Genomic DNA, 14,798 nt, shown 5'->3' with positions numbered 1-14,798 from the left:
GGGTCGCCCCCCGTCGGCGTCGGGGCTCCTTCACATCCGTACGCCGTGGTTCACGGCCCCGAGTTCCCCCGCATTGAAGCGTGTTGACCAAGCCCCGACAACACCTGAAGCCCGATGGCGGCGCACTCCTGGCCGAGGTTCGCCCCTGCCCGGGTGGCGCGCCCTGCACTGCGTCATCTCGTGGCCGCCGCCGGCGGCGGACACGGGCCCGCCGGAGTGTCGGTCCTCGCCAGTAGGGTGTGAGACATGGCCGACCCCTCCAGCTACCGCCCCGAGCCGGGACAGATCCCGGACTCCCCGGGGGTGTACAAATTCCGGGACGAGCACCGCCGGGTGATCTACGTCGGAAAGGCGAAGAGCCTGCGCCAGCGCCTGGCGAACTACTTCCAGGACCTGGCGAACCTCCACCCACGCACCCGCTCCATGGTGACCACGGCCGCGTCCGTGGAGTGGACGGTGGTGTCCACGGAGGTCGAGGCCCTGCAGCTGGAGTACTCCTGGATCAAGGAGTTCGACCCCCGCTTCAACGTCAAGTACCGCGACGACAAGAGCTACCCGTATCTCGCGGTGACGATGAACGAGCAGTATCCGCGCGTGCAGGTGATGCGCGGCCACAAGAAGAAGGGCGTCCGCTATTTCGGGCCGTACGCGCACGCGTGGGCCATCCGCGACACGGTCGACCTGCTGCTGCGCGTCTTCCCGGTGCGCACCTGCTCGGCCGGCGTCTTCAAGAACGCCGCCCGCACCGACCGCCCCTGCCTGCTCGGCTACATCGGCAAGTGCTCCGCCCCCTGCGTCGGCCGGATCTCCGCCGACGACCACTGGGACCTGGCGGACGAGTTCTGCGACTTCATGACCGGGCGCACGGGCACGTACCTGCGCCGGCTGGAGAAGCAGATGACCGCGGCCGCCGAGGAGCTGGAGTACGAGCGGGCGGCCCGGCTGCGCGACGACATCGAGGCCCTGAAGAAGGCCATGGAGAAGAACGCGGTCGTGCTCGCCGACGCGACCGACGCCGATCTGATCGCGGTGGCCGAGGACGAGCTGGAAGCGGCCGTGCAGATCTTCCACGTGCGCGGCGGCCGGGTGCGCGGCCAGCGCGGCTGGGTCACCGACAAGGTCGAGGAGATCACCACCGGCGCCCTGGTCGAGCACGCCCTCCAGCAGCTGTACGGCGAGGAGACCGGCGACGCGGTCCCCAGGGAGGTCCTGGTGCCGGCGCTGCCCGACCCGGTCGAGCCGGTCCAGCAGTGGCTCACCGAGCGCCGCGGCTCCGGGGTCTCGCTGCGCATCCCGCAGCGCGGCGACAAGAAGGCCCTCATGGAGACCGTGCAGCGCAACGCCCAGCACGCGCTCGTGCTGCACAAGACCAAGCGCGCCTCCGACCTGACCACGCGCTCGCGCGCCCTGGAGGAGATCGCCGACGCCCTCGGCCTGGACAGCGCCCCGCTCCGGATCGAGTGCTACGACATCTCCCACCTCCAGGGCGAGGACGTGGTGGCCTCCATGGTCGTCTTCGAGGACGGGCTCGCACGCAAGAGCGAGTACCGGCGGTTCCAGATCAAGAGCTTCGCCGGGCAGGACGACGTCCGGTCCATGCACGAGGTGATCACCCGCCGCTTCCGGCGCTACCTGGCCGAGAAGGAGAGGACGGGGGAGTGGGCCGAGGACGGTGAGCCCGGCCTCGCGGGCGGCACGGACGAGGCGCCCGCGCTCACCGAGGACGACGGCCGCCCCAAGCGGTTCGCCTACCCGCCGCAGCTCGTCGTGGTCGACGGCGGCCGGCCGCAGGTCGCGGCGGCCCGGCGGGCCCTGGACGAGCTGGGCATCGACGACATCGCCGTCTGCGGTCTCGCCAAGCGCCTGGAGGAGGTCTGGCTGCCCGGCGACGACGACCCGGTGATCCTGCCCCGCACCAGCGAGGGCCTGTACCTGCTGCAACGCGTCCGCGACGAGGCGCACCGGTTCGCGATCGCCTATCAGCGCAACAAACGGGGCAAGCGCATCCGGTCGAGCCCGCTGGACGAGGTGCCCGGGCTCGGCACGACCCGCAAACAGGCGCTGATCAAGCACTTCGGTTCGGTGAAGAAGCTGCGGTCCGCGACAATCGACCAGATCTGCGAGGTACCCGGTATAGGCCGCAAGACGGCCGAGACCATCGCCGTGGCCCTCGCCCAGGCGGCTCCGGCCGCGCCCGCCGTGAACACGGCGACCGGAGAGATCATGGATGACGTGGAGGACGGGGCACCCGAGACGACGGCGGATGCCCCAGGGGAGCCCGTGCCCACGGGCGCCCCGGACGAGCGACGGGGGCAGGAGACATGACCGAGCACGAGACACAGTCCACAGCGGGGCCGCAGCGCGCGACCGGAGAGCCGGAAGCCCAGGCGGCCCACGCCCAGCCAACACCCGGCAGGGCCGGCGAGAGCCGGACCCGCCCGGAGTCCCAGAGCAACGGAGTGCAGGTGAACACGGGCGTCGAGGCCACCGGGGTCCCCGAGGCGGCCATCCCCGAGCTGGTGATCATCTCCGGCATGTCCGGGGCCGGCCGGTCCACGGCCGCGAAGTGCCTGGAGGACCTCGGCTGGTTCGTCGTCGACAACCTGCCGCCCGCCCTGATCCCCACCATGGTGGAGCTGGGCGCCCGCTCGCAGGGCAACGTGGCGCGGATCGCGGTCGTCGTCGACGTGCGCGGCCGTCGCTTCTTCGACAATCTGCGCGAATCCCTGGCCGACCTCGACACCCGCGGCGTCACCCGGCGGATCGTCTTCCTGGAGTCCTCCGACGAGGCCCTGGTGCGCCGTTTCGAGTCGGTGCGCCGCCCGCACCCGCTCCAGGGCGACGGCCGGATCGTCGACGGCATCGCCGCCGAGCGCGAGCTGCTGCGCGAGCTGCGCGGCGACGCCGACCTGGTGATCGACACCTCCAGCCTCAACGTGCACGAGCTGCGCGCCAAGATGGACGCCCAGTTCGCGGGCGAGGAGGAGCCCGAGCTGCGGGCCACCGTGATGTCCTTCGGGTACAAGTACGGCCTGCCCGTCGACGCCGACCTGGTCGTCGACTGCCGTTTCCTGCCCAACCCGCACTGGGTCCCGGAGCTGCGCCCGTTCACCGGCCTGAACGAGGAGGTGTCGGGTTACGTCTTCAACCAGCCCGGCGCCAAGGAGTTCCTGGACCGGTACGCGGAACTGCTCCAGCTGATCGCGACCGGCTATCGCCGGGAGGGCAAGCGGTATGTGACCATCGCGGTCGGCTGTACCGGCGGCAAGCACCGCTCGGTCGCGATGTCGGAGAAGCTGGCCGCCCGCCTCGCGGCCGAAGGGGTGGAGACGGTGGTCGTACACCGGGACATGGGACGCGAATGACGGGACGTTCTCCGCGGCTGAGCAGACTGCGCCGGGCCCTCCCCGAGGGCCGCGGCGGGCGGTCCGCCGAGCCCCGCGGCGCCAGGGCGCGCCGCCGGGGCGCCCAGCCCAAGGTGGTCGCCCTCGGCGGCGGCATGGGCCTGTCCGCCTCGCTCGCCGCGCTGCGCCGGATCACCGGCGACCTCACCGCCGTCGTCACCGTGGCGGACGACGGCGGCTCCAGCGGGCGCCTGCGCGACGAGCTGGGCGTGCTGCCGCCCGGTGACCTGCGCAAGGCGCTGGCCGCGCTGTGCGGCGACGACGACTGGGGCCAGACCTGGGCCAGGGTCATCCAGCACCGCTTCCAGTCCAAGGGCGACCTGCACGAACACGCGGTCGGCAACCTGCTGATCGTCGCCCTGTGGGAGCAGCTGGGCGACCACGTGCAGGCCCTGGACCTGGTCGGCAAGCTGCTCGGCGCACACGGCCGGGTGCTGCCCATGTCCGCCGTGCCCCTGGAGCTCCAGGCCCTGGTCAAGGGCCACGACCCGGACCGGCCCGACGACGTCGACACGGTCCGCGGCCAGGCCACCGTCGCCCTCACCCCCGGCGAGGTGCAGTCCGTGCACCTGGTCCCGCACGACCCGCCCGCCGTGCCGGAGGCCGTCGCGGCGGTCCTGGACGCGGACTGGGTGGTGCTCGGTCCCGGCTCCTGGTTCTCCTCCGTCATCCCGCACCTGCTCGTGCCCGAGCTGCTGGACGCGCTCACGCAGACCAAGGCGCGCCGGGTGCTGTCCCTGAACCTCGCGCCGCAGCCCGGAGAAACCGACGGCTTCTCCCCGCAGCGTCATTTGGAGGTTTTGGGACGACACGCCCCTAAACTCGCCCTGGACGTGGTGCTGGCCGACGAGGCCGCCGTGCCCGACCGCGACTCGCTGACCGACGCCGCCAAGCGTTTCGGGGCCGCGGTCGAGCTGGCGCCGGTGGCCCGGAGGGACGGCTCTCCTCGGCACGACCCCGAGCTGCTGGCCGCCGCGTACGACCGTATTTTTCGGATGCATGGAAGGATCGGCCCATGGCGATGACGGCAGCGGTGAAGGACGAGATCTCCCGGCTCCCCGTCACCCGGACCTGCTGCAGGAAGGCGGAGGTCTCCGCCATTCTGCGGTTCGCCGGCGGCCTCCACCTGGTCAGCGGGCGCATCGTGATCGAGGCGGAGCTGGACACCGCGATGGCGGCCCGGCGGCTCAAGCGGGACATCCTGGAGATCTTCGGGCACAGCTCGGAGCTGATCGTGATGGCCCCGGGCGGGCTGCGCCGCGGCTCGCGCTACGTGGTGCGGGTCGTCGCGGGCGGCGACCAGCTGGCCCGGCAGACCGGGCTGGTGGACGGCCGCGGCCGGCCGATCCGCGGCCTGCCCCCGCAGGTCGTCTCCGGGGCCACCTGTGACGCGGAGGCGGCCTGGCGCGGCGCCTTCCTGGCGCACGGCTCGCTCACGGAACCGGGCCGCTCCTCCTCCCTGGAGGTGACCTGCCCCGGCCCGGAGGCCGCGCTGGCCCTGGTCGGCGCCGCCCGCCGGCTGTCCATCGCCGCCAAGGCCCGCGAGGTGCGCGGCGTGGACCGCGTGGTCGTCCGGGACGGCGACGCGATCGGCGCCCTGCTCACCCGGCTCGGCGCCCATGAGTCGGTGCTGGCCTGGGAGGAGCGCCGGATGCGCCGGGAGGTCCGGGCCACCGCCAACCGCCTGGCCAACTTCGACGACGCCAACCTGCGCCGCTCCGCGCGCGCGGCCGTCGCCGCGGGCGCCCGCGTCCAGCGCGCCCTGGAGATCCTCGGCGACGACGTCCCCGAGCACCTGGCCGCCGCCGGCCGGCTGCGGATGGAGCACAAGCAGGCCTCCCTGGAGGAGCTGGGCGCGCTCGCCGACCCGCCGCTCACCAAGGACGCCGTGGCGGGCCGGATCCGCCGTCTGCTCGCCATGGCCGACAAGCGCGCCGCCGACCTGGGTATCCCGGGCACGGAGGCCAACCTCAGCGAGGAACTGGCGGACAACCTCGCGGGCTGACCCCCCGTCGGCAACGCGCCGACATCTCGTCAACACGCCGGTGCCGACGTCCGAACGGGCGTCGGCACCGGCGTGTCCGCGGCCGGGAGCCACCGAAGAGGCACCCTTGACTCGATCATGATCTGTCATGAGCCTGGCACCTATTCGTCGCTGTGGCGAACCACCAGCAGGGGGGTTCATGAGACACAGAGCGAGATCGATCCTCGCCATCGGCACGCTCCTGATCGGCGGAGCGAGCATCGCACCCATCGCCCAGGCGCAGAACGGACGTTCCCCGGGACCCGGAACCGAGGAAGTGAAGGTGTTCCGCGCCGAGGTCACCAAGCAGCAGATCCCGCTGCTCCTGGCGGCCGGTCAGGACGCCCACGAACTCGGCGAGCAGGCCCCCGACCGGGGCACCGCCTCCGTCGAGGTCTACCTCACCGACAAGCAGGCCGCGCAACTGGAGAAAAAGGGCGTCGACCTGAAGGAGCACACCCTCTCGGAGACGGCACGCGCGCGCGTGGCCGCCGCCGCGGACGGCGTCTACCGGCCGTACAGCGGACCGGGCGGCATCAAGGAGGAGATCCTCAGGACCGGACGGCAGCACCCGGGCCTGACCAAGGTGGTCTCCATCGGCAAGACCCTCCAGGGGCAGGACATCCTCGCCCTGAAGCTCACCAGGAACGCGAAGAGGACCAAGGACGGCGCCAGGCCCGCCGTGCTGTACCTGTCCAACCAGCACGCGCGCGAGTGGATCACACCGGAGATGACCCGCCGGCTGATGCACCACTACCTGGACAACTACCGCACCGACAAGCGCGTCAAGAAGATCGTCGACACCACCGAGCTGTGGTTCGTCATCTCCGCCAACCCCGACGGCTACGACTTCACCCACGCCGCCGACGGCGACCGCCAGTGGCGCAAGAACATGCGGGACAACAACGCCGACGGCGCCATCACCGTCGGCGACGGCGTCGACCTCAACCGCAACTTCGCCTACAAGTGGGGCTACGACGACGAAGGTTCGTCCCCCCACCCCACCAGCCAGACCTACCGCGGCGCCGGACCGAACTCCGAGCCCGAGACCCAGGCCGTCGACCGCCTCCAGAAGCGCATCGGCTTCGAGTACGGCATCAACTACCACTCCGCCGCCGAGCTGATCCTCTACGGCGTGGGCTGGCAGGTCGCCACCGAGACCCCGGACGACGTGCTCTACAAGGCGCTCGCCGGCACCCCCGAGAAGCCGGCGGTCCCCGGGTACCACCCGCAGGTCTCCTCCGAGCTGTACACCACCAACGGCGAGGCGGACGGCCACGCGGCCAACGTCAACGGCACCGCGATGTTCACCCCGGAGATGTCGACCTGTCAGACGGTGTCGAACGCGGACCCGGACGACGCCTGGAAGGCCGAGGACTGCGCGTCCGTCTTCACCTTCCCGGACGACGAGAGGCTGATCCAGCAGGAGTTCGCCAAGAACATCCCCTTCGCGCTCTCCGTCGCCGAGTCCGCTGCCCGCCCCGACCAGCCGAAGTCCGCGGTCGGCATGGCCGCCCCGGACTTCACCCCGGCGGCGTTCACCACCTCCTACGCGCGTGGCGCCCGCCAGGAGGTCTCCGTCGTCGCCCGCAAGTCGGTGCGCGACAAGGAGCTGAAGTACCGCGTCAACGGCGGCCGCGTCGAGGACATGGCCCTGCGCCCCTGGAAGGGCGGCGAGACCTACGGCGGCGAGGACAACCTCTACTTCGACGAGTACCGCGCGAAGGTCGCCGACGGCGAACCGGGCGACGAGGTCGAGGTCTGGTTCACCGGCGAGACCCGCGCCGGCAAGCGGACCGAGAGCGAACACTTCACCTACACCGTCGCCGAGCGGCCCCGCGCGGACGTCCTCGTCGTCGCCGAGGAGGGCCAGCCCGCCACCCACGCCCGGACCTACGTGGACGCGCTGAGGGCCAACGGCGAGAAGGCCGTGGTCTGGGACGTCTCCCGGCAGGGCGCGCCCGACGCGCTCGGCGTCCTCGCCCACTTCGACACGGTCGTCCACCACACCGGTGCCACGCGCCCCGGCAACGCCACCCAGCTGGAACTGCGCGCCTACCTCAACGAGGGCGGCAAGCTGATCGAGGCGGGCGAGAGCGCCGGCGGCTCCGTCGACCTGGGCGGCGGCACCCTGTCGAACGACTTCAGCCAGTACTACCTGGGCGCCTACACCCGTACGACCCTCCCGAAGGTCACCGGCTTCGACGGCACCGGCGCCCTCGCGGGTCCGAGGGCCCCGCTCGGCGACGCGCCCGGCAACCCGCTGAACGCGGCCGGATCGTTCGGCGTCACCTCCGGCACCCTGCCGGTGGAGACGTTCCCGCAGTTCGAGAGCGCGGGCGCGGGCGGCTACCCGGGCACGGTCAACCCGTACGGCCCGTACGCGGGCACCTCCATGGCGGCCGTCACGCACTCCGACTACGCCTGGAACCGCCTCACCCGCACCGTCGACCTCACCGGCGTCAGCGCCTCCGACCGGCCCACCCTGCGCACCCGCCTGCTCTGGGACACCGAGCAGGGCTACGACCACGCGCTGCTGGAGGCCCGTACCGCCGGTGCCGACGACTGGACCACGCTCCCGGAGGCGGGCGGTGCCACCCGCACCGCCGTGCCCGCCGAGTGCGAGGCCGGGTACTTCATCCAGGCGCACCCCGCCCTCGAGCGGTATCTGACGCTCGGCGACGACGGCTGCGCGCCCACCGGGACCAGCGGCGCCTGGAACAGCTTCACCGGCGCCTCCGCGGGCTGGCAGGAAGTCTCCTTCGATCTTTCCGCATACGCCGGGAAGACGGTGGAACTCTCCTTGAGCTACGTCACCGACCCCGGCTCCGGCGGCCACGGTGTGCTCGTCGACGACGCCTCCGTCGTCATCGGCGGCACGGTGCGGCAGACCGAGGGCTTCGAGACGTCGCTCGGCGCCTGGAGCACCCCCGGCCCGCCGGCCGGAAGCCCCGCGGTGGTGAGGGACTGGGGTCTTTCCGGGGAGCTGTTCAAGACGTACGGCGCGGTCGCCACGGACGACACCGTGCTGCTGGGCTTCGGCCTGGAGCACGTCACCGCGGCGGCCGACCGGACGAGGCTGATCGGCCGGGCGCTCACCGCGCTCGACGACTGACGGAGGGGCCGGCGCACCTGAGCGCGACCCGCCACAGTTGAGCCGGTCCGTACCCCTACTGGCGGGTACGGACCGGCCTGCCGTGTATGGGCCGTCTCGATGTCACCCCGGGGGCTTCGGGGAGGTAGGGTCGGAGGCGGTCGGGGACATCCCAAATAGAGCTCGCCGGCGACAACGGAGCCGGCGTACCAACGAGGAGATCGGTTCGTGACGATCCGCGTAGGCATCAACGGCTTTGGCCGCATCGGTCGTAACTACTTCCGCGCGCTGCTGGAGCAGGGTGCAGACATCGAGATCGTGGCTGTCAACGACCTGGGTGACACCGCGACCACGGCTCACCTGCTGAAGTACGACACCATTCTGGGTCGCCTCAAGCAGGAGGTCACGCACACCGCCGACACGATCACCGTCGACGGCCACACCATCAAGGTGCTCTCCGAGCGCAACCCCGCCGACATCCCGTGGGGCGAGCTGGGCGTCGACATCGTCATCGAGTCGACCGGCATCTTCACCAAGAAGGAAGACGCCGAGAAGCACATCGCCGGCGGCGCCAAGAAGGTCATCATCTCCGCGCCGGCGAAGAACGAAGACGTCACCATCGTCATGGGCGTCAACCACGAGAGCTACGACCCGGCGAACCACCACGTCATCTCCAACGCCTCCTGCACCACCAACTGTGTGGCGCCGATGGCCAAGGTCCTCGACGAGAACTTCGGCATCGTCAAGGGCCTGATGACGACGGTGCACGCGTACACGAACGACCAGCGCATCCTCGACTTCCCGCACAAGGACCTGCGCCGCGCCCGTGCCGCCGCCGAGAACATCATCCCGACCACCACCGGTGCCGCCAAGGCCACCGCCCTGGTGCTCCCGCAGCTCAAGGGCAAGCTGGACGGCATGGCCATGCGCGTCCCGGTCCCGACCGGCTCGGTCACCGACCTCGTCGTCGAGCTGTCCCGCGAGGTCACCAAGGAAGAGATCAACGCCGCCTTCCAGAAGGCCGCCGAGGGCGAGCTGAAGGGCATCCTCGAGTACACCGAGGACGAGATCGTCTCCTCCGACATCGTCAACGCCCCGGCGTCCTGCACCTTCGACTCCTCCCTGACCATGGTCCAGGAGGGCAAGAGCGTGAAGGTCATCGGCTGGTACGACAACGAGTGGGGCTACTCCAACCGCCTCGTCGACCTCACGGTCTTCGTCGGCGGCCAGCTCTGACCGGCTGAAGCAGGCACCTTGAAGTGAGAGCAGGGCTCGGGCCAGGCGCAGGGACGCGCGGCCCGGGCCCTGACTCACGTCACGACCGGCCCGCCTCTCTAGGATCGGGCCTGGTCATCGGCACGAGCCATCCGGTCACGAGCCATCCGGTCACGAGCCAGAACGAGCCTCCTCAGGAGCCCCCTGAAATGAAGACGATCGACGAACTCCTCGCCGACGGGGTCGCGGGCAAGCGGGTCTTCGTCCGCGCCGACCTCAACGTGCCGCTGGACGGCACCACCATCACCGACGACGGCCGCATCCGCGCCGTGCTGCCCACCGTCAAGGCCCTCGCCGAGGCCGGCGCCCGCGTGGTCGTCGCCTCCCACCTCGGCCGCCCCAAGGGCGCCCCGGACCCGGCCTTCTCGCTGGCCCCGGCCGCCGCCCGGCTCGGCGAACTCCTCGGCGCCGACGTCGCCTTCGCCGCCGACACGGTCGGCGACTCCGCCACGTCCACCGTCGCGGGCCTGGCCGACGGCCAGGTCGCCGTCATCGAGAACCTGCGCTTCAACGCGGGCGAGACCAGCAAGGACGACGCCGAGCGGGGCGCCTTCGCCGACCAGCTCGCGGCCCTCGCCGACGTCTACGTGGGCGACGGCTTCGGCGCCGTGCACCGGGGGCACGCCTCGGTCTTCGACCTGCCGAAGAGGCTCCCCCACTACGCCGGCTACCTCATCGCCACCGAGGTCGGCGTCCTGAAGAAGCTCACCGAGGACGTCAAGCGGCCGTACGTCGTCGCCCTCGGCGGTGCCAAGGTCTCCGACAAGCTCGCCGTCATCGACCAGCTCCTCGGCAAGGCCGACCGCCTCCTCATCGGCGGCGGCATGGCCTACACCTTCCTCAAGGCCAAGGGCTACGAGGTCGGCATCTCCCTCCTCCAGGAGGACCAGATTCCGGTCGTCAAGGAGTACATGGAGCGCGCCGAGAAGAACGGCGTCGAGCTGGTCCTGCCGGTGGACGTCCTGGTCTCGCCCGAGTTCCCCGACCTGAAGACCAAGGCCCCGGCCAACCCCACCACCGTCGCCGCGGACGCCATCCCCGCCGACCAGGAGGGTCTGGACATCGGTCCCGAGACCCGCAAGCTGTACGCCTCGAAGCTCGCCGACGCGGCCACCGTCTTCTGGAACGGACCGATGGGCGTCTTCGAGCACCCCGACTACGCCGAGGGCACCAAGGCGGTCGCCCAGGCCCTCATCGACTCCCCGGGCTTCACCGTGGTCGGCGGCGGCGACTCCGCCGCGGCCGTCCGCACGCTGGGCTTCGACGAGAACGCATTCGGCCACATCTCGACCGGTGGCGGCGCCTCCCTCGAATACCTCGAGGGCACGACGCTCCCCGGCCTCGCCGCACTGGAGGACTGACCCTTTATGAGCACGCGCACGCCGCTGATGGCGGGCAACTGGAAGATGAACCTCAACCACCTGGAGGCCATCGCCCACGTCCAGAAGCTCGCCTTCGCCCTCGCGGACAAGGACTACGAGGCCGTCGAGGTCGCCGTCCTGCCGCCCTTCACCGACCTGCGCTCCGTGCAGACCCTGGTCGACGGCGACAAGCTCAAGATCAAGTACGGTGCCCAGGACATCTCGGCGCACGACTCCGGCGCCTACACCGGCGAGATCTCCGGCTCGATGCTGGCCAAGCTGAAGTGCACGTACGTGGCGATCGGCCACTCCGAGCGCCGCCAGTACCACGCCGAGACCGACGAGATCGTCAACGCCAAGGTCAAGGCCGCCTACAAGCACGGCCTGACCCCCATCCTGTGCGTCGGCGAGGAGCTGGAGGTCCGCGAGGCGGGCAACCACGTCTCCCACACCCTCGCCCAGGTCGAGGGCGGCCTGAAGGACCTCCCGGCCGAGCAGGCCGAGACGATCGTGATCGCCTACGAGCCGGTGTGGGCCATCGGCACCGGCAAGGTCTGCGGCGCCGAGGACGCCCAGGAGGTCTGCGCCGCGGTCCGCGGCAAGATCGCCGAGCTGTACTCGCAGGAGGTGGCCGACAAGGTCCGCATCCAGTACGGCGGCTCCGTCAAGGCCGGCAACGTCGCCGAGATCATGGCGCAGGCCGACATCGACGGCGCGCTGGTCGGCGGCGCCTCGCTGGACGCGGACGAGTTCGTCAGGATCGTGCGCTTCCGCGACCAGTGAGTCGACCGGTGAGTATGCGGTAGCGGCGTAACGTCGTACCCTTGCGGGGGCCGGCAGAATCTGTCGGCCCCCGTCGTCCATCCGAAGCCGAGGAAGTTGGTCCAGCCGTGGTTATGGGGTTCTCGATCGCCCTGATCGTCTTCAGCCTGCTGCTGATGCTGCTGGTGCTGATGCACAAGGGGAAGGGCGGCGGCCTCTCCGACATGTTCGGTGGCGGCATGCAGTCCTCCGTCGGCGGCTCCTCGGTCGCCGAGCGCAACCTCGACCGCATCACCGTGGTGGTCGGTCTGCTGTGGTTCGCGTGCATCGTCGTACTCGGCCTTCTGGTGAAGGTCGGCTGAACGACACGGCGACCCGGCCGGCATCCCGCTGGTCAGCACGATTCCGCACGTAACGCCCCATGTTCGGTGCGCGCCCCGAAGCGCGGCCTATCATGGGGCTTGCGTCTGAGTGTGGGGTCTGTAACTCCAATCACTGGACGCGCGTTGGGCCTTACGTAGACTGGGGCGCTCGCAGCGAAGCGAAACGCCGACGCGCTTCGCGGCACCATCACGCAGGGAGTTACGACCGTGGCAAGTGGCAACGCGATCCGAGGAAGCCGGGTCGGGGCGGGGCCGATGGGTGAGGCCGAACGCGGCGAGTCCGCGCCGCGTCTGCGCATCTCCTTCTGGTGCTCCAACGGGCACGAGACGCAGCCGAGCTTCGCCAGCGACGCGCAGGTTCCCGACACCTGGGACTGCCCGCGCTGCGGCTTCCCGGCCGGACAGGACCGGGACAACCCGCCGGACCCGCCGCGCACCGAGCCCTACAAGACGCACCTCGCGTACGTCCGGGAGCGGCGCAGCGACGCGGACGGCGAGGCGATCCTCGCCGAGGCGCTCGCCAAACTCCGGGGCGAGATCTGAGAGACGACCACCGGCCGGGTACCTGAGAGGTGCCTGGCCGGAGCTGTTTCCCGCCTCGGCGGACCGCTCGCGGACCGATTGTCAGTGGTGCCCCCTACGGTGTGCTCATCAGGCGGATCGTGCGGGGGAGTACCGATGGCGGCCGAGGCGACGGACAGCGCCGTGCCCTTGTGGCGCGGGGGATTCGGGCGGTTGTGGAGCGCCGCGGTGCTGTCGGGCTTCGGGGACGCGCTGCGGACCGCCGCGTTACCCCTGCTGGCCGTCACCCTGACCGATGAACCGCTGCTCGTCGCGGCCGTCACCGCCTGCGGCCAATTGCCCTGGCTGCTCTTCGGGCTGCTCGGCGGCGCCGTCGCCGACCGGGTGGACCAGCGGCGGGCCATGTGGACCGTGGACGCCGTACGCGGACTGCTGGTCGCCGGTTTCGCGGTGGCCGTGGCGCTCGGCCACGCCTCGATCCCCCTGCTGATCGGGCTGGCCTTCACCCTCACCACCCTCCAGACCCTCTTCGACAACGCGGCCACCGCCCTGCTGCCCACCGTGGTCCATCCGGACGCGCTCGGCAACGCCAACGCCCGCCTGATGACCGGTCAGCGGATAGCGGGCGGTCTGCTCGCCGGGCCCGTGGTGCCCCTGCTGCTCGTCGCCGGCGCCGCGCTGCCGTTCGCGGCCGACGCCGTCACCTTCCTGCTGGCCGCCGTACTGGTCGCCACCCTGCGCACCACCGCGCCCGACCGCGCGGCCCGGCCGGCGGGCAGCACCCTGCGCCGGGAGATCGCGGACGGGCTGCGCACCCTCGTCCGGGACCGGGCCTTGCGCGGACTGTGCGCCGCCACCGCCCTGTGCAACATCGGCATGGGCGCCCTCATCGCCACCCTCGTGGTCCTGGTGACGGAGTGGCTGCGCGCGGGCGAGACGGGATACGCGGTGGCGCTGACCGCATACGCCGTGGGCAGCCTCGCCGGAGGAGCGGTCAACGGCCGGATCACCGGCCGGGTCGGGCGGCTGCGGGCGGTGCTGCTCGCCGGGACCGCACAGCTCTGCGCGCTCGTCGTCATGGGCTCGGTGCGCAGCACGGTGGCGCTGGTGGCCGCGCTCGCCGTGTTCGGCTTCATGGGCATGGTGTGGAACGTCAACACGACCACGCTGACGCAGCAGCACAGCCCCGCCGGGATGCTCGGCCGGGTCAGCTCCGCGCACCGGACCCTCGCGGTCGCCGGGGCCCCGCTGGGCGCACTGCTGGGCGGCGCGGTCGCCGCCGCCTGGGGAGCGAACACCCCCGCGCTGCTCGCGGCGGTCTTCTTCGCCCTGTCCGTCGCCGCGCTGATACCCGCGGCCCGGTCGGACGTACCCGTTGTTGTTCCCGGCGACGGCGTCACGACAGCTCCGGGTCACCGCTGATCAATTAGGTTGGGACCGGCAGCGGGGCAGGCGCGCGCAGCGCCCAGGCACGGAGGAAGGCTGAAGTTTCCAGATGAACGCAGACGGCCGTACGAGGCTCAACCGGACGCCCGAGTGGACCGCTCTGGCCAAGCACCGCGAACAGCTCGGCGAGGTGCGGCTGCGGGAGCTGTTCGCCGCCGACCCCGCACGCGGCAGCGGGTACACGCTCCAGGTCGGCGACCTGCACATCGACTACTCGAAGCACCTCGTCACCGACGAGACGCTGGAGCTGCTGCGCGAGCTGGCCGCCGCGACCGATGTGTTCGGGCTGCGGGACGCCATGTTCCGCGGCGAGAGGATCAACACGACCGAGCGGCGGGCCGTGCTGCACACCGCGCTGCGGGCGCCGCGCGAGGCGGTGGTCGAGGTCGACGGGGAGAACGTGGTCCCCGCCGTGCACGCGGTCCTCGACCGGATGGCCGACTTCGCCGAGCGGGTCCGCTCCGGCGCGTGGACCGGCCACACCGGCAAGCGCATCCGCAACGTCGTCAACATCGGCATCGGCGGCTC

At 71.3% G+C, this 14,798-nt stretch carries 11 protein-coding genes and 1 pseudogene; all 12 read left to right on the top strand.

Annotation, left to right across the window (positions count from 1 at the left end; genetic code table 11):
• Positions 1-246 precede the first annotated feature (246 nt).
• Positions 247-2,325, top strand: a complete 2,079-nt coding sequence (uvrC, locus tag CCN42_RS03755) for an excinuclease ABC subunit UvrC (protein ID WP_086733047.1) — start codon at positions 247-249, stop codon at positions 2,323-2,325.
• The gene (gene rapZ, locus CCN42_RS03750) at positions 2,322-3,365 is read left to right on the top strand and encodes an RNase adapter RapZ (protein ID WP_086733046.1); all 1,044 of its coding nucleotides are present in this window, start codon (positions 2,322-2,324) and stop codon (positions 3,363-3,365) included. Before uvrC ends, rapZ begins: the two co-directional genes overlap by 4 nt.
• Positions 3,362-4,429, top strand: a complete 1,068-nt coding sequence (locus CCN42_RS03745) for a gluconeogenesis factor YvcK family protein (RefSeq protein WP_086733045.1) — start codon at positions 3,362-3,364, stop codon at positions 4,427-4,429. Before rapZ ends, CCN42_RS03745 begins: the two co-directional genes overlap by 4 nt.
• A complete protein-coding gene (gene whiA, locus CCN42_RS03740; protein ID WP_086170825.1) occupies positions 4,420-5,409 on the top strand; it encodes a DNA-binding protein WhiA in 990 nt (329 codons plus the stop codon). Before CCN42_RS03745 ends, whiA begins: the two co-directional genes overlap by 10 nt.
• Positions 5,410-5,587: 178 nt before the next feature.
• Positions 5,588-8,542, top strand: coding sequence for a M14 family metallopeptidase (locus CCN42_RS03735; protein ID WP_086733044.1), 2,955 nt, complete (start codon positions 5,588-5,590; stop codon positions 8,540-8,542).
• Positions 8,543-8,749: 207 nt separating this feature from the next.
• On the top strand, positions 8,750-9,757 hold the full coding sequence (gap, locus tag CCN42_RS03730) for a type I glyceraldehyde-3-phosphate dehydrogenase (protein WP_086170827.1): 1,008 nt from the start codon (positions 8,750-8,752) through the stop codon (positions 9,755-9,757).
• A gap of 188 nt (positions 9,758-9,945) precedes the next feature.
• Positions 9,946-11,157 carry a phosphoglycerate kinase gene (locus CCN42_RS03725; protein WP_086170828.1) on the top strand — a complete coding sequence of 404 codons (1,212 nt, stop codon included), beginning with the start codon at positions 9,946-9,948 and terminating at the stop codon, positions 11,155-11,157.
• 6 nt (positions 11,158-11,163) lie between these two features.
• Positions 11,164-11,940 carry a triose-phosphate isomerase gene (gene tpiA / locus CCN42_RS03720; RefSeq protein WP_086733043.1) on the top strand — a complete coding sequence of 259 codons (777 nt, stop codon included), beginning with the start codon at positions 11,164-11,166 and terminating at the stop codon, positions 11,938-11,940.
• Between the two features lie 113 nt (positions 11,941-12,053).
• Positions 12,054-12,281, top strand: a complete 228-nt coding sequence (gene secG / locus CCN42_RS03715) for a preprotein translocase subunit SecG (protein ID WP_043499836.1) — start codon at positions 12,054-12,056, stop codon at positions 12,279-12,281.
• A 228-nt stretch (positions 12,282-12,509) separates the two neighbouring features.
• On the top strand, positions 12,510-12,845 hold the full coding sequence (locus CCN42_RS03710; RefSeq protein WP_003957010.1) for an RNA polymerase-binding protein RbpA: 336 nt from the start codon (positions 12,510-12,512) through the stop codon (positions 12,843-12,845).
• A gap of 135 nt (positions 12,846-12,980) precedes the next feature.
• Entirely contained in the window at positions 12,981-14,246 is a 1,266-nt protein-coding gene (locus CCN42_RS03705; RefSeq protein ID WP_086733042.1) for an MFS transporter, read from the top strand.
• A 73-nt stretch (positions 14,247-14,319) separates the two neighbouring features.
• Positions 14,320-14,798: pseudogene (locus CCN42_RS03700) on the top strand (glucose-6-phosphate isomerase); the annotation flags it as partial.

Origin of the sequence: Streptomyces glaucescens, from assembly GCF_002154375.1 — a bacterium.
Taxonomy (GTDB): Bacteria; Actinomycetota; Actinomycetes; order Streptomycetales; family Streptomycetaceae; genus Streptomyces; species Streptomyces glaucescens.
Note: the sequence above shows the minus strand (reverse complement) of the source record. Positions and strands in the feature narration are given on the sequence as shown.

Coding starts and splice junctions, on each gene's coding strand:
- uvrC (WP_086733047.1), top strand. CDS start 247: ATGGCCGACCCCTCCAGCTACCGCCCCGAGCCGGGACAGATCCCGGAC.
- rapZ (WP_086733046.1), top strand. CDS start 2,322: ATGACCGAGCACGAGACACAGTCCACAGCGGGGCCGCAGCGCGCGACC.
- CCN42_RS03745 (WP_086733045.1), top strand. CDS start 3,362: ATGACGGGACGTTCTCCGCGGCTGAGCAGACTGCGCCGGGCCCTCCCC.
- whiA (WP_086170825.1), top strand. CDS start 4,420: ATGGCGATGACGGCAGCGGTGAAGGACGAGATCTCCCGGCTCCCCGTC.
- CCN42_RS03735 (WP_086733044.1), top strand. CDS start 5,588: ATGAGACACAGAGCGAGATCGATCCTCGCCATCGGCACGCTCCTGATC.
- CCN42_RS03725 (WP_086170828.1), top strand. CDS start 9,946: ATGAAGACGATCGACGAACTCCTCGCCGACGGGGTCGCGGGCAAGCGG.
- tpiA (WP_086733043.1), top strand. CDS start 11,164: ATGAGCACGCGCACGCCGCTGATGGCGGGCAACTGGAAGATGAACCTC.
- secG (WP_043499836.1), top strand. CDS start 12,054: ATGGGGTTCTCGATCGCCCTGATCGTCTTCAGCCTGCTGCTGATGCTG.
- CCN42_RS03705 (WP_086733042.1), top strand. CDS start 12,981: ATGGCGGCCGAGGCGACGGACAGCGCCGTGCCCTTGTGGCGCGGGGGA.